This window comes from Paenibacillus cucumis (ex Kampfer et al. 2016) (assembly GCF_019748695.1).
In the GTDB taxonomy this organism is placed as follows: Bacteria; Bacillota; Bacilli; order Paenibacillales; family Paenibacillaceae; genus Paenibacillus; species Paenibacillus polysaccharolyticus.
Genome location: NZ_JACLIC010000040.1, coordinates 19473 through 40040 on the forward strand (window position 1 = coordinate 19473; position 20568 = coordinate 40040).

15 protein-coding genes are annotated in these 20568 nt (G+C 48.0%); 9 read left to right on the plus strand and 6 right to left on the minus strand.

Annotated elements, in window-relative coordinates; translation table 11 throughout:
• Nucleotides 1–233 precede the first annotated feature (233 nt).
• Nucleotides 234–1667 carry a VanW family protein gene (locus H7T88_RS22625; protein ID WP_221790445.1) on the plus strand — a complete coding sequence of 478 codons (1434 nt, stop codon included), beginning with the start codon at nucleotides 234–236 and terminating at the stop codon, nucleotides 1665–1667.
• A gap of 450 nt (nucleotides 1668–2117) precedes the next feature.
• Here H7T88_RS22625 and H7T88_RS22630 read toward each other — a convergent pair whose 3' ends face one another.
• The 3 genes from H7T88_RS22630 to H7T88_RS22640 form a co-directional block, all read right to left on the minus strand.
• Complete coding sequence (locus tag H7T88_RS22630) at nucleotides 2118–3680, minus strand: MDR family MFS transporter (protein WP_221790503.1); 1563 nt, start codon at nucleotides 3678–3680, stop codon at nucleotides 2118–2120.
• Nucleotides 3681–3861: 181 nt separating this feature from the next.
• On the minus strand, nucleotides 3862–4689 hold the full coding sequence (locus tag H7T88_RS22635) for a polymer-forming cytoskeletal protein (RefSeq protein ID WP_090922989.1): 828 nt from the start codon (nucleotides 4687–4689) through the stop codon (nucleotides 3862–3864).
• A gap of 14 nt (nucleotides 4690–4703) precedes the next feature.
• Nucleotides 4704–5327 carry a YhbD family protein gene (locus H7T88_RS22640; RefSeq protein ID WP_221790447.1) on the minus strand — a complete coding sequence of 208 codons (624 nt, stop codon included), beginning with the start codon at nucleotides 5325–5327 and terminating at the stop codon, nucleotides 4704–4706.
• Between the two features lie 302 nt (nucleotides 5328–5629).
• Between H7T88_RS22640 and H7T88_RS22645 the strand changes: the two genes are divergently transcribed.
• Nucleotides 5630–6418 (plus strand): alpha/beta hydrolase, encoded by a 789-nt coding sequence (locus H7T88_RS22645; RefSeq protein ID WP_090922985.1) that lies wholly within the window; start codon nucleotides 5630–5632, stop codon nucleotides 6416–6418.
• Nucleotides 6419–6562: 144 nt separating this feature from the next.
• Here the strand turns inward: H7T88_RS22645 and H7T88_RS22650 are convergent, their stop codons facing one another.
• On the minus strand, nucleotides 6563–8194 hold the full coding sequence (locus tag H7T88_RS22650; RefSeq protein WP_221790449.1) for a PucR family transcriptional regulator: 1632 nt from the start codon (nucleotides 8192–8194) through the stop codon (nucleotides 6563–6565).
• Nucleotides 8195–8365: 171 nt separating this feature from the next.
• On the opposite strand from H7T88_RS22650, the gene allC reads away from it, so the two are divergent.
• The 7 genes from allC to H7T88_RS22685 all read left to right on the plus strand — a co-directional run bounded on the left by allC (nucleotide 8366) and on the right by H7T88_RS22685 (nucleotide 17715).
• Nucleotides 8366–9610, plus strand: a complete 1245-nt coding sequence (gene allC / locus H7T88_RS22655) for an allantoate deiminase (RefSeq protein ID WP_221790505.1) — start codon at nucleotides 8366–8368, stop codon at nucleotides 9608–9610.
• Between the two features lie 32 nt (nucleotides 9611–9642).
• Nucleotides 9643–10872 carry a (S)-ureidoglycine--glyoxylate transaminase gene (gene pucG / locus H7T88_RS22660; protein WP_221790450.1) on the plus strand — a complete coding sequence of 410 codons (1230 nt, stop codon included), beginning with the start codon at nucleotides 9643–9645 and terminating at the stop codon, nucleotides 10870–10872.
• Nucleotides 10873–11075: 203 nt separating this feature from the next.
• The gene (locus H7T88_RS22665; RefSeq protein ID WP_221790452.1) at nucleotides 11076–12413 is read left to right on the plus strand and encodes a uracil/xanthine transporter; all 1338 of its coding nucleotides are present in this window, start codon (nucleotides 11076–11078) and stop codon (nucleotides 12411–12413) included.
• A gap of 42 nt (nucleotides 12414–12455) precedes the next feature.
• The gene (locus tag H7T88_RS22670; protein WP_221790507.1) at nucleotides 12456–13721 is read left to right on the plus strand and encodes an amidase; all 1266 of its coding nucleotides are present in this window, start codon (nucleotides 12456–12458) and stop codon (nucleotides 13719–13721) included.
• The gene (locus tag H7T88_RS22675; protein WP_221790454.1) at nucleotides 13718–14590 is read left to right on the plus strand and encodes a fumarylacetoacetate hydrolase family protein; all 873 of its coding nucleotides are present in this window, start codon (nucleotides 13718–13720) and stop codon (nucleotides 14588–14590) included. Before H7T88_RS22670 ends, H7T88_RS22675 begins: the two co-directional genes overlap by 4 nt.
• A gap of 309 nt (nucleotides 14591–14899) precedes the next feature.
• Nucleotides 14900–16294, plus strand: coding sequence for an NCS1 family transporter (locus H7T88_RS22680; protein WP_154984715.1), 1395 nt, complete (start codon nucleotides 14900–14902; stop codon nucleotides 16292–16294).
• A 65-nt stretch (nucleotides 16295–16359) separates the two neighbouring features.
• Nucleotides 16360–17715 carry an allantoinase gene (locus tag H7T88_RS22685; RefSeq protein WP_221790456.1) on the plus strand — a complete coding sequence of 452 codons (1356 nt, stop codon included), beginning with the start codon at nucleotides 16360–16362 and terminating at the stop codon, nucleotides 17713–17715.
• Between the two features lie 107 nt (nucleotides 17716–17822).
• Here the strand turns inward: H7T88_RS22685 and argH are convergent, their stop codons facing one another.
• Together argH and H7T88_RS22695 are read right to left on the minus strand one after the other, a co-directional pair.
• Complete coding sequence (gene argH / locus H7T88_RS22690; RefSeq protein ID WP_221790459.1) at nucleotides 17823–19226, minus strand: argininosuccinate lyase; 1404 nt, start codon at nucleotides 19224–19226, stop codon at nucleotides 17823–17825.
• 106 nt (nucleotides 19227–19332) lie between these two features.
• Nucleotides 19333–20568 carry an argininosuccinate synthase gene (locus H7T88_RS22695; RefSeq protein WP_090922968.1) on the minus strand — a complete coding sequence of 412 codons (1236 nt, stop codon included), beginning with the start codon at nucleotides 20566–20568 and terminating at the stop codon, nucleotides 19333–19335.

Below are 20568 nucleotides of genomic sequence, written 5' to 3' on the forward strand. Positions count from 1 at the left end.
TAGTTAGCCATTATGATTTCGACACAATCCCGGCATTTCCTTTAAAAAGGCCTGAAATTCATCAGGAAAAATCCATCCTGTCCCTCTTTTGCTGGTGAAGCATGGATTCATATGAAGTTTATTGTAACAAATTTGTTACCTATTGAGTACCCGAAAGTTTTCCACCCTTGGATCATATAGATAGAGAGTGTTACGAATTCCGGAACAACAGAAGCCAAAAGGAGCGTTTGGTTATGAAAAAAATACATGTAACGGTCATCGCCCTGTTCTCCCTGCTCTTGATCGGCTCCGCGTCCTATGGATTGCTCTATATGTACGTAAACCAGCCTACTTTGCCAAAAGGGGTACAGATTAGCGGCTGGGCCATCGATGGCAAACATCGCAAAGAGGTACTGGCAGAACTGCACACTCGCATTCAACAATTACAGGACTGGCCTGTCACACTGGAAGTGGCTGAACCAAACCCGATAACGATGTCACATACTGCCGCCGAACTAGGAGTGAGTTACAGTGCAGACAGCTTCAAGGCCGCAGTACAACAGCTGGATGAGGGGAACCTGTGGGAACGCGCGTATGCACGGTATCAATTTCCCCAGACCTTCTCTTTGGATATGAACTACAATGAACAAACCTTTCAACAATTGCTTAGCCCTGCCTGGGAAAAAGAAACCTTCGGTACGCCGACCGAAGCCGTCCGCCGCATCACCGCAAATGATCAAGTGCAGTACATTCCGGAGAAAAGCGTGCGCCGGATTGATTGGAAAACACTTAGCACCCTCATGCAGACCAGGTTGCACAGGGAGCTGAGCGATGTGATGGATGGAGTAAAACCAGAACCCATCCGCATTCTTTTACCTCTATACACCTTGAAACCAGAGGTAACGATCGATTCACTAAAGCAGGAAGGCATCGAGCGAAAAATCATTCAATTTTCCACAGGGCTGGGAAACAGCAGCCAAGGTCGGATACATAACGTCAGCGCGGCGGCTCAGGCCATCAACGGGATGATTTTGCCGCCTGAAGGTGTGTTCGACTATGAAAAGGTGATTCGCAAAGCGGAGAAGGAATATGGTTTTCGGGAAGCACCAGTCATCGTGAATGGCAGGCTGATGCCCGGAATTGGCGGAGGAATCTGTCAGGTATCCAGCACCGTATATAATGCCGCTCTGCTAACGGGCCTGGATATTGTGGAACGGCGTAATCACTCGTTGCCCGTTAAATATATACCGAAAGGGTTAGATGCCACCTTTGCCTCGGGCGCCATTAACTTTCGTTTTCGAAACAGCACCGAGAAATCCCTGTTGATCCATGCCAAGGTGCAAGGCGGGCGCATGGTGGTGAAGTTTTTCGGCACATTCCCCGAGAACGTCAGTTATGCGCTGGAGTCTCGTACGATTGAAACGCTCAGTGCACCTGTAAAGTATGTATCCAGTAACGTGCTACCTGACGGTGCCCAGCAAGTGCTTCAGAATGGACAGCCCGGGTACATCGTTGAGACGGTACGCACGAAGCGAGTTGATGGCAAAGTCGTTGAAACCAAAACAATCTCACGCGATACCTACAAAGCACAGAGCCGTCTGATTGCCCGCTCAGGTCATATTAGCATGCCTGATCCACAGCAACCTTCCGTGGTGGAGGATGGCATTCGTGAGGGGAATCAGCCTTAAATTCAGGTGGAAATATAAGTTAAACGGGGAAGCTTTACACTGGACACTTCGCTGACAGAATAACCTTCCGATCGCTGTTATCCCCGGATTTTTTGGATTCCCTTTTCCAAAGGGGAAAATCCAGGGATAAAGGCGAGCGCTTCGCTTCTTCAGGTTTTTTCTGTCCTCTCCGTTATTGTGTAAATGAAAGTTCAACTTATTTTAGTTTAAAGTAAATGTAAGCCTTAAAAACAACTAACGAATGATCCTTAAAAAGTAAAAATGCACCTGTCTCATACCCTTGTACGGGATATGAGACAGGTGCACTAGATTTACGGATTTGTAAAATCCGTTTATTGCATAACCTTTTGTTTCCTTAGCTTAAAGCTTGCAAAACGTTATAACTCAAGCTCACCGGATCTATGCTTCAAATACACGGTCGATGATGGCTTAACTTCGTTCTCATCTGCTTTAGTGCCCACCTGTATACTCGTGTTGCTCTTCTCCAACAACCATTTTCTCTTTCCCCATGAAGAAGGACGCGATAAGTGCAAGAGCTGCCGGAATAACCGCCCAGGCAAACAGCTGTACAATGGAAGAGGATAACGCATGTGTGATGGACTCCAGCACCTGTGAGGGAATCCCTTGACGCAGCTCTGGTGATAACAGTGCATGCGGATCTGTCAGATCCATCCCGGCAGGCAGACCACCTGCAGGCGCCCCAGTCGTTGCACCAGCTTCTCCAGCGGCACCAGCCATGTTGTCTGTCATTTTGCGCGTAAACACTTGACTCTGTACAATGCCAAAGATCGTGATGCCCATCGTCATGCCCAGGGAACGCAGAAAGTTCAGCGTTGAACTGGCGGCACCGCGTCTTTGCGGTTCGAAGGCGTTCATAGCTGCATTGCTAAGTACGGAGAAGGATGCACCGACACCAAGGCCAATCATGACCATGTATACCCGAATTGTCCATAGGGATGAACCTTCATCCAATGTCGTGAGCAACCCCAGACCCACTACAAGCAATGCCAGCGTTGGAATCATAATATTGCGGTATTTCGTTTTGGTCATGAGCACACCGCCCATAGAAGCCGTCACGACGGAACCCAGCATCATAGGCAGAAGGACAAGACCCGAGTTGGTCGCTTTGCCACCGAGTACGCCCTGGATGAAAATCGGGATATAGACGGATGCCGTGATGAACGCAGCACCACTGAACATGGCAATAACATTGCTTGACCAGTACACCCGCTTGCGGAACATACCGAATGAAATAATCGGCTCTTTGGCCTTCGTTTCTGCATACAAGAAGATCAATGCCAGCACGATAAATCCGGCAAACAGCCCCAAGATCTGTGCAGAGTCCCAAGCAAACGTCTTGCCACCCAGCTCCAGCGCAAAGATCAGGCAAACCACGGCACCAATCAGGGTAACAGCACCCAGCCAGTCAATCTGCTGTGACTGATGCTGGTGAGATTCCTTATAGAAAAATGCGATAAACAGAAATGCAATCAAACCGAGCGGCAGATTGATGTAAAACACCCATTCCCATGTGGCATACTCTGTAATGTACGCACCTAGCAGCGGCCCGAATACACTCGAAAGACCGAACACTGCCCCAAACAGACCACCCAGCTTCCCCCGCGATTCAGGCGCAACGACGTCGAACATAATCGTGAACGCAATCGGCACCAGTGCTCCTGCACCAATTCCTTGAATTGCTCTGTACATCGTCAGTTCCACGATGGATGTCGCAGTTCCACACAAAGCGGAGCCAAGCATAAATACGATGATCCCGAAGACAAAAAACTTTTTACGTCCATACATATCCGACAGTTTACCGAAAATCGGCATACCTGCCATCTCAGCCACCATGTAGGCAGAAGTTACCCAGACGAACTTGTCGAGCCCGCCGAGCTTGCCCACGATATCCCCCATGGCCGTAGCCACAATGGTATTATCCATAGAGGCCATTAAGATGCTGAGCAGCAAACCTGCCAGCACAAATCCAATTTTATTGTTACGCGCAGCCATTGTTGTTAATCTCTCCATTCCCGTTCTATTCATATGACTGCATTAGTATATCCGAAAAGAAGTAACAAGCAATCAGTCCAAGGACCGATTGCTTTATGGCAAAACCTTCTACCTTGGGGGATAACCATAAGTTCTACTTTTATAAGATTATACGAGCCGTCTCTTGCATCTTGCCTCTTGGCTAAATTCGCTCGCTGTTGCCAACCTTCGCTTCCGGATCAACGGATAGTTCGCCAGAGTACTCCACAAACCGGATATTACAGCCGCGCCCAATATGGACTCGACTCCCTCGAACCGTATCCGCTTCGGTATCTTCCAGTACAATCTCATCGCCCTCGATCAGTTGAGCCCTGAAGGATGGCGCACCGCCCAAACCGAGTGCTTTCCATAATCCGCTGCGTTCCTTGCGCCGAATGTCGATACGCTCACCGCCTACTTCTCTTGCTGAAGAGGACGTGTATAAACGAATCTCCACACTGTCCGCATTAAGTAGTCCGCCCACTTTAATATTGCCCTGAACGTTGATCACTTCACCCTGCACATCTCCATCAATCGTTGCCATACCACCGATATCAATACGCTCACTGTCCACTCTACCGCGCACATTACACTTTCCGTTCACAGTAAACTCAGGCGTAGATAAGTCTCCATTAATCGTGGTCATGCCATCCACACGTACCCGATTGCTGACCAGTGGACCATTAATGGTACACATTCCATTAACCATCGTACTCTCGGCACGCGCCGCACCATGAACTCCCAATGTTCCATTAACATCTAGAGATTGGGTCCGCAGTTCTCCCTCCACTTTGGCCATTCCGTTGATCGTTGTGCTCTCGGAGACGAGGGAACCGTAGATTTTCAGCGTCCCGTTAACGCTTAGGGAGGAACAATCCAGATCACCATCCAGTTTAGCCATACCGTCAATATTTACTCGGTGATAAGAACCGCCTGTTGTTTTGCGAGAGCCTGTGACATTCAAATCATTTCTTAAGTGACGTTCTTCCATTCGTAAAATCCCCCTCAGCCCAATTTAAGTTTTAATTCTTCCATGAACGTTGCAAGCGGAATGCGAAGTACCACTTTTACCCCTTGATCAAAATAAAGTTCAGCTCCCGAGTTCACTACCATAAAAGCAGGTACGCCCATCTTGCGAATAAGAAGCAATTCACTAGCACGGTCACGGAACCGGTAATAGTGTTCAGACATTACATCAATCAGGAGTAACCCCTCCTGTTGAGTGATATCCCCGTTTAGAAGCAGCTTTTCAAGCACATAAAGCATCATAATCTGTTCGAGACCATATAATGACTGCTGGCGCCCCGCCTCGTTTAATAGATCAAGTGAAGATAACGAAACAATGTTTCGATCCAGCAGTTGTTGGTTTGACATCTCCACCTCACCAAGTGTTGGCGAGAACACATCTGCCAGCTCATCCAGTGACAACCCGTCTTTCATATGAACAATCTTGTCGATCCGCTGTAAAATTTGCTGTTTAGGAAAAAATGTTTCCTGCCCAGTAAAAGAAGACTTTCGAATAAACCACTCCTCAGGAATCAGGTTTTTTCGTTTCCAACGATATAATTGACCGTATGAAATGCCTGTCAGGTCAAGTAGCTCTTTTTTGGAGATCAAATCATCCGTCAATTTCAGGACCCCCTTTTCATTAAAGTCAGTGTAACAAAACATTGTTACGCTGTAAAGATACGAGGTCATATGTGATGAAATAATCTATTCTTTGTTTATTTATTTCTTTGTTTTGTCCAGAAAATGGATTATACAAAGATTATTTACGCAGATATCGAATACGTTTTATATCCTGTCATTGCGTTTACTTTATTTTGAGTATAACCTTGAATAGTAGCTGATATTATTCAGCTTTCGTACCTTTTCCATTGCATAGAAACATCCTTTTAAACTTCCATCTATGAAAGGGGTTACTTTTTGGTATGGCACTCATTAAATGTGATTTCTACTCGGATGCCCTCGGATTAAGTACAAGCATGCATGTGATTCTGCCACAGCAGACCCACAATCAGATCGGAATGGAAAACGTCACGGGTTCTGGTCTGCACCCAACCCTGTATTTGCTTCACGGGATGTCCGATGACGATTCCATCTGGCTACGCCGCACATCGATTGAACGTTATGTCGCTTCACTCGGAATTGCGGTCGTTATGCCTCAGGTTCATCGCAGCTTCTACACGGACATGGCAGAGGGAGGACAATACTGGACATTCATTAGTGAGGAATTGCCTAAACTCGCGCGCTCCTTCTTCCCGCTGTCACCGAAACGCGAAGATAATTTCGTTGCTGGCCTATCCATGGGCGGATACGGTGCCTTCAAGCTGGCTCTGCGAAAACCGGATCAGTACGCTGCGGCGGCAAGTCTTTCGGGTGCTCTTGACATGGCCGCTCATTTGAGCAACGACGCCCCATCCGCTTTACGGCAGGCCGAACTGTTACGTATCTTCGGGCCTCAATTTGCAGGCTCAGAGAACGATTTAATCCATTTGCTCCAGGAGAGTAAACATAACCCGGCTCCACGGCCACTCCTCTATCAATGCTGTGGTACAGAGGATTTTCTGTATGAAGATAATCAGACATTCCGTAAAGCCTGCGCCGAGACAGACTTCAAGTTAACTTATGAGGAAGAACCCGGGGAACATGAATGGGGTTACTGGGACATGAAAATTCAGAATGTGTTGAAGTGGTTACCACTGTCTAAAAGAGACTGAGGCACATAAGAGAGGCCTCCCTCTCCTGTATTAATTGCCAACTAAAAAAGCAGGCTTAAAGTGGACTGTGCCTCCTCGGTTACTATAACTAACCTGGGGGTACAGTTTATCTCAGCCTGCTTGTAATCATATTAGGTCACTCTCTCAATACGCCGCTTTTCCTCCTTCTGGTAGCAACGCTTTGATCCGAAAGGCCATCCGAAGACGCAATGTCTCCTCCGGGTCTTTCAGGCTACGACCAATAATCTCTTCGCATTTTTCCAGTCGATAAATTACAGTATTCCGGTGAATATAAAGCCGCTTTGCCGTCTCGGCAAGATGACAATGCGTTTCCAGATATACAGACAATGTATGAAGCAACATATGGTGATCCTTAAGTGTTTCATCTTCGAATCCTTGCATCGTATCCACATAAAATTTTCTCAGATGATCATGGGGGATCAAACGCAAAATTTCAGATACTTCCTTCGGCTGATACATTTCGATAAAGCGCATTTTTCCCGATATACTCCCGAAATAGAGAGCTTCATTCGCCTCTTTAAAAGATAAAGGAATCTGGCTAAGTGGCTGGGCATAACTGCTAAGACCAAATGACAGCTCCGATTCGTAATACATGGCAATTTTACGTTGCAGACGTTCCAGTAACTCGATAAAGGAAGGTTTGACCATCTCCCACTCTTCAACCAGCGGCATGAGTAGCACATAGGATCGGTCATGGGTGAACAAATATATGGGATGGCGGAAGTGCGCTAACTCCCCTTGAAGATGTTCAGCAATCTGATCCTGTTCTGCCTTATATTGCATGAATGACGTCGCTCGATCCTTGCTATTCAGCTTGCCGACCACACAAAGGTATCGTTGATCACTGGACAGTCCGAACTCCCTTGCCCGGTTTGCAATCTCCTCGTTGCTCGAGAAGACCCCTCCAATAAAGTTAGTAAAAAACTCATTCTGGATCCGGCGCCGATTCTGCTTCAATGCATTATCCTTCATTAATTCAAACGCAATCACATTCGTTGCCTGTTCAATGGTCAGAATGCTTGAACGTTCAGCAGGTGATATGAAACCGGTAATACACAGGAAATGCACTTGTCTATGGGTGTATACGGGAAATAATGTTAACGTTTCACGTTCCTCACCTAACAAGGAAAATGCGGAGAACACGGAAGGCGCAACATGAATTTGACCGCCGCCAGATAATAACATCTCCAGTTGCGCAGCCGTTTTAGCAGGAACTCGGCCGAAGATTGGCTGCAGATACGGCCCGAGCAAATATACAGGAAATCGCAGCAAAGCAGATAATTGATCAAGCAGCTTAGGTATACCTTGACCGCTCATAATTTGTTGGGTGAACTGGCGATGGGTCTGTATGGCATTATGCAATTCCGTTGTTCGCACATCGAGGATATGGCTCAGTGATTTGTTGACAATATCACCTAGCGAAGGATCAACAGGCAGTTCCACCAGAGGCATATCCAACTCGTTTGCCAGCTGAACTGCGGATTCAGGAATGTTGCCGAGAAATCTTTTGCTTTTGATACCCAGTCCTGCACATTCCTGTTGCCCCATCTCACGAATCAGTTCAAGCAAAGCCGGCAGGTCATCCTTGAAGTGAAAAGCCGTCGTAATCAGTAACTCATTTCTTTTCAAGTACGGAATAATATCAGGAGCATCCATCATATTGACGGTATGAACCTCCCGATTCAAACCACCGCTTCCCCCTACCACGATTGTGCCGTTGAATACACCCAGCTTCAGCAGGTCACTCATTTTCATCCTTCTCCACCCCTATGGTTAACATGCACAACGAATTCAGCTATTCTTCTACATTTTCGTGAATGCTTTTTAATTTTTTTTATTTTACGATGAATTAAACGCAATGCCAAGTTAATTAATCTAACATCGGTCGGAAAGCTAGCGTTGCCGGAATGGGGGATACTGCACTTGATGATTGAACAACCAAAACCATCTGCCTTGTCTAAGCAGATCGAAGAGATGGTCGAATGGCTGGCTTCGTACGGAAAAGACAACAGCGGCGGTGTAACCCGTTTGCTCTATGACCCGGCTTGGAGCGCAGCTCAGAAGGCGATTCAAGCTAAAATAGAACAACTTGGTTTATCCGCACGCTATGACGATGTCGGCAATTTGTTTGGTCGGCTCTCTGGACGCGATCCTGAAGCAAACGTAGTGTTAACCGGGTCTCATGTCGACACCGTGATCGGCGGTGGCAAATATGACGGAGCCTATGGGATCATTGCAGCACTCATTGCTGTGGAACATTTGCTCACACATTATGGTCAGCCACTCAGACCTATTGAAGTGGTATCGTTGTGTGAAGAAGAAGGCAGTCGTTTCCCAATGACTTATTGGGGCTCAGGCAACATAACGGGAGTAAAAGAACGCGAGGCCATCCACCACATCAACGATGTAAACGGAATCCCCTTCGAACAGGCCATGCACGAGGCAGGATTCGGACTCGGACTTCATGCGCAGCCAACACGCAAAGACCTGGAATGTTTTATTGAACTGCACATCGAACAAGGCCAGGTGCTTGAACGCGAAGAGAAATCAATCGGCATCGTCAGTCACATCGTGGGGCAACGCCGTTATAACATTACGGTATACGGTGAGAGCAACCATGCCGGGACAACACCTATGCAGTGGCGTCGTGATGCGATGTTTACTTCAGCCGAGTTGATCCGAATATTGATGCATCGGGCCAAAGCCCATGAGTCTGGACTTGTCGCCACCGTCGGACGCATGGAAGTTAAACCGAATGTAGGTAATGTCATTGCACGCGAGGTCACCTTTAGCCTGGATGTTCGTCACAGTGATGCCAAGATCATTGAGCAATTTTGTGAGGCATGCTTCAGTGACTTCAAGACCATCGCCTCTGAACATGGAACAACGGTCGCTTGCCATAAGTGGATGGATGAACCTCCCGTTGCGATGGATTGCACGTTAAACCAAACGGCTGAGGACATTTTAAAAAGCGAAGGTATTTCATACAAAAGAATGACAAGTGGCGCAGGACATGACTCACAGATTTTCGGCACGTATTGTGCAACAGGATTATTATTCGTTCCAAGCCAGGGCGGCATTAGCCACTCCCCTGCTGAATTCACCCATACGGAAGATTTGCAGCGCGGAGTTCGCCTGTTAATCGACCTGTTATATAAGCTGGCATATTGAATGAACAACTAGAACCAGGAGGCGATGACGAGATGACACAGTACCGGGAAATTCATGTACCTTTGAGAACCATTATGACCCCAGGACCAGTCGAGGTTGACCCGAGAGTTTTAAGAGCCATGGCAACACCCATTCTGGGCCAATTCGATCCGGAATTCACCCGAATGATGAACGAAACGATGGACATGTTGCGGCAGACATTCCAAACGACGAACCAGTGGGCCTTTCCGGTTGATGGCACTTCACGTTCCGGTCTGGAAGCCGTGCTGTGCAGCCTGATCGAGCCAGGGGACAAAGTGCTTGTTCCTATCTTCGGACGCTTCGGACATCTGCTGACTGAAATTGCCGAACGTCACGGCGCAGAACTCCATCTCATGGAATGCCCATGGGGAGAAGTATTCGACCAACAAGCAGTAATCGATGAGATAAAACGAGTTCAGCCGAAAATTTTAGCCATCGTACATGGCGAGACTTCAACAGGTTGCATGCAGCCACTGGACCAGATCGGTCCAGCTTGCCGAGAACTTGGTGTATTAACGGTCGTTGATGCTGTTGCTTCCATTGGCGGCGCCCCCGTCAAAGTAGATGAATGGCAACTCGATGCCGTGATTGGCGGCACCCAAAAGTGCATATCCGTCCCTTCTGGCATGGCTCCTGTAACTTACAACGAGCGGGTTGAACGCATTCTGGCAAGTCGGAAAAAGGTAGAACGTGGTGTTGCACTTGAGAGTGATCGCCGGGATGTCGCACATCCAATCCGCAGTAATTACTTTGATCTGAGCCAGTTGCAAGATTACTGGGGGCCACGACGGCTGAATCATCATACAGAGGCAACATCCATGCTGTACGCACTGCGCGAAGGATTGCGTATTCTGCTGGAAGAAGGGCTTGAAACACGATTCGAGCGTCATCGATTACATGAAAAAGCACTGATGGCAGGTATACGAGGCATGGGTCTGGAGCTTTTCAACGATAAAGCATGGAAGCTTCCAGTCGTCACCTGTGTAAAAATTCCTGCAGGTATTGATGGCGAGTCTGTACGAACTACACTTCTGACCCAGTTCGGCATTGAGATCGCTAGCTCATTCGGACCGTTGCATGGGCAGATCTGGAGAATCGGCACCATGGGTTACAGTTGTCGGAAAGAAAACGTACTATTCGTCCTATCCGCTCTGGAAGCTGTGTTAATCCGGCATAAAGCTCCGATTGTGATCGGACGCGGGGTGCAAGAGGCCCTTGACGTTTACGAGCAAGCAGAATAAAGCGCCGAGGGATTTAAACATCGCATAGGAGCACTGTTATTGGTCAATTAGAATCAAGGCTATTTATTAATATTGAAAGGATTCCGGGAACTGCCGGAATCCTTTTGTACAATTCAGACTTCGTTAAAATACATCAACTGCATCATGGATTGCCTGAATGCACAAGAAACATTTTCAACGAAGATCCACACGGAAGGTGACACATGCTTAAAATCAACTGGCTCCGCTCAGGTCTGGGCGGGCTGCAATGGCTGTTTTTCTTATTTACCAATACAGTAGTTATACCTATTACAGTTGGGGCGGCATTTGCATTGCCACAGGAACGAATTCAATTTCTGATCCAGTGTTCATTCATCCTCACCGGAATCGCATGTGCTGTACAAGCATGGCTTGGACATCAAAGATCCGTCATGGAAGGACAGTCGGGGTTATGGTGGGGTGTCATCCTGAGCCTTAGCGCATCCGCCCCCTCCCTTGGTATATCCTTGACGGAACTCGGGGGTAGTCTCGCCGTCGGCATTCTGATCTCGGGTGTGATCACAATCCTGATTGGCTTATGCGGTCTGGCTACGCCTTTATCGAAATTATTTACGCCAGGAGTCATGGCTGTATTTATGTTCTTACTTGGTTGCCGACTGAATATCATTTTTCTCGAAGGTATGCTTGGTATCTCATCAGGTTCTTCCGACAAGGCGAACGTCATCCAACCTGCCATCTTCCTACTAGCCGCAGCAGTGGCTGTTTTGGTTGCTGTCTTATCCATAAAAGCACGGCCAGCCATAGCGCAGTATGCTTTGCTGATTGGTATTTTGGGCGGCTGGGCATTACATGTATTTATCTTCGGCAGCTCTGGGGGAACATCCAATTCAGGAACACTCGATGCAGTCTGGTTCCCGCTTGGGGAACCTGCGGGTGGATTGAACACTGGCGTAATCGCGATCGCCGTGATTGCCGGTTTAATCAACACTTCAAACACATTTGGTGCCCTGAAAGGTACGGACGCTATCTATGAGCACGAAGCGGCCAGCAGCCAGTATAAACGTTCTTTTACAATCAGTGGCATCCTTGCAGTGATATCAGGTGTGCTCGGACTCGTTCCATACGCTCCATATGTTAGTTCTGTAGGCTTTCTCCAACAAACCCGTATGCGAGAAAGACTTCCGTTTGTTATTGGGGGTCTAATGTTTGCAGCTATCGGCCTGATTCCAGCCGTCACCGGTTTACTGACACAACTTCCGCTCAGTATCGGAAGCGCTATACTATTCGTGACATACCTTCGCCTGTTAGGTTCTTCACTCCAGTATTTCGGACAGCTTCATATGGATGCGGCAAACCTCTACCGGACGGCTGCGCCATTATTCATAGGTATTATCGTTATGGGATTACCGTCGGAAATTTTTACAACATTACCCCCACTGCTACGTCCACTGCTCGGAAACGGGCTTTTGGTAGGTATTTTACTGGCTTTGTTATTGAACCAAGTCCACTCCCGCTCCTCCCTGAGTGCACTAAGCCCTAGTATAAGAACGAAAGGGGAATAACTAATGAAACATTCAAATCAGGAACAGACAGAAACATCTGCAATGAAAACGGGTCCAAAAAAAACAACCGATGCGCTCCAGCCTAATCACTGGGGGGCATACGTTAATGCAGACATCAGACTTCCAGCTAATCAAGCTGGCTCACTAAGTGGACTAACCTTTGCAGTCAAAGATGTTTTCAATATTCAGGGAGAAATAAGCGGAGCAGGCAATCCGGATTGGCTTCGCACACATGATCCTGCAACCTCTACTGCCCCTGCATTGCTTACCCTGCTGGAGAATGGCGCAATTCTCGAAGGCACAACACAGACGGACGAACTGATGTACAGTCTGAATGGGGAAAATGCTCACTACGGCACACCAACCAATCCCCTCGCTTCGGATCGGATTCCAGGCGGTTCCTCGAGTGGGTCTGCCGTTGCGGCAGCGGCGGGACTGGCCGATTTCGCCATCGGAACGGATACGGGCGGGTCCGTACGCATCCCCTCTTCGTATTGCGGACTGTACGGCTTCCGCCCAACGCATGGTGCCGTGTCGGCAGAGGGGGTCATCCCTCTTGCACATAGCTTTGATACTGTCGGCTGGATGAGTAAGGATATCACTATTGTACGTAACGTAGGCAACGTGCTACTGAAAGAAAAGCTTCTTTTGAAGGAAAATGGATCAGAAATTACAACTGAATTAGATACGAAGCCGTTCACTCAGTTCTTCATAGCGACAGAAGCATGGGAGCTGCCAGAAGCTGAAGATTGTTCGCTTTTGCTCTCAACATTACATGGAATTGAGGGTTGGCAGCTGGAAGGCTATCAATGCATTAATCTAACCGAACCCGGCGAGAGCTTGGCAGACTGGTCAGCGACGTTCCGTGTTCTTCAAGGTCTGGAAATTGCGCACGAACACAACGACTGGCTTACAAAAGAACGCCCGACATTTGGCCCAGGAATCGCAGAACGTTTTGAATGGGCTTGCTCTCTCGAAAAGTCTGCTAGCGAGGCCGAAGTGAAGTTGCGCGCTCGCGTACGGCGTAACCTCGTTGACTTGTTAGGAGAAGAAGGTCTGCTGGCTATTCCAACCGCACCGGGCCCGGCTCCCCTTCTGGGATTGAAAGGTCCTGAAGCAGAAGCCTACCGCGCCAAAACGATGCAACTCTCCTGTATTGCAGGGCTTTCGGGGCTACCCCAGGTTACGGTTCCCGTTCTCCGTCCCGATGGACTGCCCATAGGGTTATCTTTTATCGGTGGTACGAAGACAGATCTTAAGTTATTACATTGGACGGCAAAACAGTTTGCGGAAAAGGTGTGCCGATGAGACTTGTAACGATTGAAGATGAGGGGCGAGAACAAGTTGCTTTTTGGACGGATCGAGGCATTACTCCACTGGCTTGGCTGAACGAGCAATTCGGCACGAGCTGGGATACAGATCCGTTTACTTTGCTGCAAAATAATCAATTCAACGCACTACGTAACTGGTACCGCAATGAACACAAGCAGCTTGCCTCACTGTCTTCTCTGCCAGTCAATGACGCGCCCTATCGTGCGCTGTATCGACGTCCAGGGAAAATCATCGGTGTCGGCATGAACTATTGGGACAAAGCCATCGAACTATCTGGACATCCACCCGAGGATGAACCCGTTATTTTTCTCAAACCTGATTCATCCCTGATTGGCTCCGGGGAAACGATTCGTTTACCGTTTGGAGCGGGACAGATCACTGCTGAGGCAGAACTCGCGATTGTCATCGGACAAACATGCAAAGGCATTGGTGAAGAGCAGGCAATGGACGTTATAGCAGGTTACACGACCTCACTTGATATGACTGCCAAGGATATTCATGCCCGCAACCCCCGGTTTATGCAGCGTGCCAAAAGTTTTGACACGTTCCTAAGCCTTGGCTCTTCTCTCTCAACGCCTGAAGAATACGAAAATCTGAACGAACTTGAGATTCAAACGGTGCACAATGGTCATGTTGCCCACAGCAATACCGTTAATCATATGATCTTTTCTCCTGCGTACCTGATTTCTTTTCTGTCGAACGTGATGACACTTCATCCGGGAGATGTCATCTTAACAGGCACCCCGGGATCAGTCACCATTCAACCAGGCGATGTGGTTAGCTGTCAGATTGATGGGCTTCGGAAACTAGATAATAGGGTAGAGAGCGAAACCCGAACATTGTAAGATGTTTTGAACACAAAAATGCGTTTTTTACACCATTTTATCCTAACTTCACATACCACGTCATATTTTTTCATACAAATTCAACAGAAATTACGAGAACAATCTACGTTTTTGTCAATGAATTGTACAAACAAGATGATAAAATAAGAGATACAAAGAACAAGTAAGGATACATAACATTATTAAGTTATTTTATCTTACATGTTTTATATCATCTGTGGTGTGCAGACAGGAATGGATGGAACGACTCGTTAATTCAGAGATCAACCAGCCTTGCGGCACCCCATATCAAAGAGGAGTGGGGCAGATATGTCAACGAATTTGGCAGGACAAGTACTGAAACAGACGCAGCTACATGAAGAAATCAGCATCGACGACTCCTTAAAACCGAAACAGGAGAGCGAGAGAACAATCGGATCAGTACCCTACATGTTCATGTGGATCGGGGATGGCGTGAACCTCGGTAACATGACCCTCGGAGCGAGCCTCATTGTTGCTGGTGTCGCCACGCTCAATGTGTTTCAGACATTTGTAGCTGCGATGATTGCCATTGGTATCATTTCCGTGATCTTTGCGATCAATGACCGGTTTGGTTATCGAACAGGCATCCCTTATGTCGTTCAACTGCGAATGTCCTTTGGCATCAAAGGATCGATTATCTCCTCCTTTTTACGTGGTGTGCCCGCCATCGTGTGGTACGGCTTCCAGAGCTGGGTCGGAGCAACGGCTTTGAATGAAATTGTCAAAGTATTAAGCGGTGGCAGCTTAGACAGTATTCCTGTTTGTTTTATCTTGCTACAGGCCGTTCAGATTGTCCTGTCACTTTATGGCTTTCACGCAATCAAGTGGGTTGAAACTCTCGCTTCCGTCGTTATCATGCTTGCACTCGTCTATGTATTCACCTTATTACTTAACTCCCACAGCACAGCTATTACCGAAAATTGGGTGAATGCCAAAGGGACATGGGGACTCCCATTCTTTGCTTTCATCATGGTATTCCTCGGCAACTACGCAGCCATCTTCCTAAGTGCAGGTGATTATTCTCGTGAGCTGAAGAGCGGCATGAGTGACAAAAAGCGTAGTATGCTCTACTTCTTCCCGATCGTTATCGCTTATGGATTCGTTCTGACCATTGGTGCAATGATGGCAGCAGCAACAGGCATTTCCAATCCAGTCAAAGCATTTGCTGTTATTGTGGACAACCCATACATCACCGTATTCGTCTCAGCCTTCATCGTTATTGGTGCAGTTGCCGTTAATATGGTCGCTAACATCGTACCACCCGCTTACGTCATCTCGCTTGTTACCAAGCTTAAATACAAAGCATCTGTTGTCATCACCGGCTTGCTCGCCCTCTGTTCGTTCCCATGGGTACTCGTACAGGATTCCTCGGCTCAAGGTTTGAATACATTTATTCTGATCTATTCCGCATTCCTGGGCCCCATTGTAGCGATCATGCTAGTCGAATATTACATCTTGCGAAAACAAAAGGTCGATACAGCAGAGTTATATCTGGATAACGGCTCCTTCAAAGGGTATAACCCAAGCGCCTTGTTAGCTATGCTCATCGGAGCTGGAGCAGCCTTCCTGCTCGTTGACATCGGCTGGATTATCGGCTTCATTACCGCAGGTCTATCCTATCTGCTACTCAGCAAGTTCGCCTTTAAGGGTTCCTCATTCAAGAAAGGTACCATCTACGAATAAATGAGCCTGACTTAACTGCCAGAGCCAACCCATTTAAACATCAATAAAAAGAGAGAGGGATGAATATGGAACATTATGATCTGATCATACGTGGCGGAAGCGTGGTGTTGCCAGACGGTGTCGCACAAGTCGATATCGGCGTGAAAGATGGCAAGATTGCGGCGATTACCGCCACACTTGAGGGCGAAGTTACACATGAGTGGAATGCCACTGGACAGCATGTACTTCCAGGCATGATTGATGTACACGTGCATTTCAGTGAACCAGGAAGGGAGCACTGGGAAGGATTCACTACCGGATCAGCGATGATGGCCGCAGGTGGCTGCACGACCTTTTTCGATATGCCACTAAACGGAATTCCCTCGACAGTCACGGAAGAAGCTCTGCTGGAGAAGGCACGCATCGGCAATGAAAAATCTATCGTTGATTTCGGCCTCTGGGGCGGGCTCGTACCTGGCAACGAAGATGACTTGCAGCCATTAGCCGAATCTGGCGTCATTGGGTTTAAAGCCTTCTTGTCGACCACAGGTAATAAAGAGTTCGAAGCGGTAGACGACATTACACTGCTGACGGGCATGAAAAAGATTGCAGCTCTCGGCAAAATTCTGGCTCTGCATTCGGAAAGCGCGGCAATAACAAACTGGTTGAAAGCTGAAAAGGAAGCGGCAGGACTCGTCAGCGCCGATGACTATCTGGAGACAAGGCCCATCCTTGCAGAAGTCGAGGCGGTTGAACGCGCACTCTACTACTCCGAAATTACAGGCTGCGCCCTGCATTTTGTTCATATCAGTTCCGCAGCAGCCGTGGCTAAAATTGAGGCGGCAAAAGCCCGTGGTATGAATGTCACGGTAGAAACTTGCGCACATTACCTGCTCTTTAACCACGATAGCCTGCGTGAAAAAGGGACTATCGCCAAATGTGCCCCTCCCCTGCGTGAGGCGGATGAACAACAGCGACTGATCTCCCTCCTGGCAGAAGGTAAATTCGATATGCTATCTTCCGATCATTCACCATGCCCTTACGAGATGAAAGATCCGAAAGATTATAATCTCTTTCAGGCATGGGGCGGAATCAGTGGTGGACAATTCACACTACTCTCTGCTCTGGAACTTGCATTAGCCCACAACATTCCATTAGAGCACGTCGCTGCTTGGACAGCTTCGAATCCGGCAACACGTTTTGAACTTGCAGGTCGTAAGGGCAGTATCGCCATCGGAATGGATGCAGACCTTGCCATCGTAAATCTGAATGAAGCGTTTACCGTGACGGAAGAGAATTATTACGCCAAGCATAAACAGAGCCTCTATATCGGGCATACTTTCCCGTCGAGTCTGGCAGGTACAATCGTCCGCGGACATATCGTTGTGCAGGATGGCAAGGTGCTACCTTCTGTAAACGAAGGTAGCTGGCTGAAGCCTTAATTTAAAGCAATAGGAAACACACAAAAGAAGCATGTCAGAGATTCGTCTCTCGAACATGCTTCTTTTTTAATCTTTTTGAGTCCTAACCTTGGATTGTAGCCTATGCCTTAACCCCGATTTTCAATCCACTGCTCGGTTGCTCCGAGCATCTTCTCACTGCGAGCAATAGCCTCTGCCACTTGACCCGACGCTGTTCCACCGTAAACATTACGAGCGTTAACTACTGCTTCAGGCTGTAACACAGCATAGATCCGATCATCGAACAGCGGTGAAAATTGTTTGAATTCATCAATCGTCAGATCAAGCAAATATTTGCCGTTCTGGATGCAGTACAATACGGTTTTACCAATCACCTCATGCGCTTGACGGAAAGGCAGACCTTCACCGACGAGGAAATCCGCAATATCCGTTGCATTGGAGAAGTCCTGGTTTACCGCTTGACGCATACGATCCTTGTTTACTTTCATCGTAGCGATCATTGGAGCAAATAACTGAAGCGCCCCTTCAAGCGTTGCTACCGTATCAAACATACCTTCTTTGTCTTCCTGCATATCCTTGTTGTAAGCCAGCGGAAGAGATTTCAGCACGGTCAGCAATCCGATCAGATTACCGTATACACGTCCTGTTTTCCCACGAACGAGTTCGGGAACATCGGGATTTTTCTTTTGCGGCATAATGCTACTGCCTGTGCAGAACGCATCATCCAGCTCTACAAAACCAAACTCCGTGCTGCTCCACAGCACCAGCTCTTCACTCAGACGGGACAAGTGAGTCATGATCAGGGAAGCGGCTGCCAGAAACTCCACGATAAAGTCACGGTCACTTACCGCGTCCAGACTGTTCTCATATACTCCATCAAAACCAAGCTGTTCTGCTACAAAATGACGATCAATCGGGAACGTTGTACCTGCAAGTGCCCCTGCACCAAGTGGCAGTACATTAATCCGTTTGTAACTATCCATCAGACGCTCCGCATCACGCTGGAACATCGATACATAGGCCATCAAGTGGTGTGCAAACAAAATCGGCTGAGCACGTTGTAAATGGGTATAACCCGGTACAATCGTATCCAGATTGTCTTTAGCCTGTCCGATTAGCGCTTCCTGCAAAGCATGTAACATGCCAACAAAACCTACGACACGTTCACGCAGATACAAGTGCATATCGGTTGCCACCTGGTCATTCCGGCTACGACCTGTATGCAGTTTACCGCCGACAGGGCCAATCGTTTCAATCAGATTTTTCTCAATATTCATGTGGATGTCTTCATCTGATACGGAGAATTCCACTTCACCTGCACGGATTTTATGCAAAACGGTAATCAGGCCTTCTTTGATCGTTTCCACATCTTCAGCCGGCAAAATACCGCATTTGCCCAGCATCGTCACATGGGCCAAACTGCCTTGAATATCTTCTTCCGCCAATGCTTTGTCAAAATTAATGGATGCGGTATATTCTTCAACCAGATGGTTGGTTTGCTTCGTAAAACGTCCTCCCCACAGCTTGCTCACAGTGAGTATCCCCTTTCGCTCATGGACAAAGCCGCCCCTGCCAGAATGTGCAAGAACGGCCCGCCTTGTCAGTAATTATGATGTAGCGTGAACCACACGCCGTGAATTATTTTTTGTTTTGTTCCACACCGGAATGTACTTTCAAACGCAGTGCGTTCAGGCGGATAAAGCCTGTTGCATCGCCTTGGTCATAAGCCTCCGATGGATCAGCTTCCATGGTAGCAATGTCCGGATTGTACAGGCTGACAGGGCTTTTCACGCCTGCGCCAATAACATTTCCTTTGTAAAGTTTCACACGAACCGTACCGGTTACGTTCTTCTGGCTTTCCGTTACCAGAGCTTGCAATGCCAGACGTTCCGGTGCGAACCAGAACCCGTTGTACACAAGTGTGCTGTAACGAGTAATCAAGCTATCACGCAGGTTCATCACTTCACGGTCCATGGTGATGGATTCCATTTTGCGATGTGCCGTGAACAGGATCGTTCCACCCGGTGTTTCGTATACGCCACGGCTCTTCATGCCGACAAAACGATTCTCTACCATGTCCACACGGCCGATACCGTGTTTGCCGCCCAGTTCATTCAGTTGCTCCATCACTTGCAGCGGGCTCAGACGCTCGCCGTTCAGGGCAACACAGTCACCTTGTTCAAACTCCAGTTCGAGGTACTCCGGTTGGTCCGGTGCATCCTCAGGTGCGCTGCTCAGCAGGAACATATCTTTGTTCTCATCCGCGCTCGGATCGAACCAAGGATCTTCAAGCACACCGCTCTCATAGCTGATATGTAGCAGGTTGCGGTCTGTGGAGTAAGGTTTCGCCGCAGAAGCGGTAACCGGAATGCCATGTTTTTCAGCGTAAGCGATCATTTCTGCACGTCCCGGGAACTGATTGCGGAACTCTTCCAGACGCCAAGGCGCGATCACTTGAATGTCCGGTGTCAGTGCAGCTGCGTTCAACTCAAAACGAACCTGGTCATTTCCTTTACCCGTAGCGCCGTGAGCAATTGCTGTAGCGCCTTCTGCACGCGCGATATCCACCATACGTTTAGCAATAAGCGGACGCGCGATACTTGTACCGAGCAGGTATTGACCTTCATAAAGGGCACCTGCCTGGAACATGGGATAGATGAAATCTTTCGCGAATTCGTCGCGCAGATCATCGATGTATACTTTGGAAGCGCCCGTAGCGAGTGCTTTTTCTTCGAGTCCGTCGAGTTCATCCTTCTGACCGATATCCGCGGTAAACGCGATAATCTCTGCATCATACGTTTCTTTCAACCATTTCAAAATTACAGATGTGTCTAGTCCGCCGGAATAGGCGAGTACGATTTTTTCCTTAGCCAT